A 228-nucleotide genomic window follows, 5' to 3' on the forward strand; every position below is an offset into this window, starting at 1 on the left:
ATGTTAACCACTACACCACGGGACCATTTGGTTGCGGGGACAGGATTTGAACCTGCGACCTTCGGGTTATGAGCCCGACGAGCTACCGTGCTGCTCCACCCCGCGATGATATAAATAGCTTGGCGACGTCCTACTCTCACAGGGACAAGGTCCCAACTACCATCGGCGCTAGAGAGCTTAACTTCCGTGTTCGGTATGGGAACGGGTGTGACCTCTCTGCCATCATCA

At 54.8% G+C, this 228-nt stretch carries 1 tRNA gene and 1 rRNA gene; both read right to left on the reverse strand.

The annotated features are described in order from the left end of the window. Nucleotides 1-28: 28 nt before the first annotated feature. Nucleotides 29-105 (reverse strand) — tRNA-Met (locus tag MR147_RS26925). Nucleotides 106-117: 12 nt separating this feature from the next. After that, nucleotides 118-228: ribosomal RNA gene (gene rrf / locus MR147_RS26930) — 5S ribosomal RNA — on the reverse strand; the annotation flags it as partial.

This window comes from Bacillus cereus group sp. BfR-BA-01350, assembly GCF_022663775.1.
Classification (GTDB): Bacteria; Bacillota; Bacilli; order Bacillales; family Bacillaceae_G; genus Bacillus_A; species Bacillus_A paranthracis.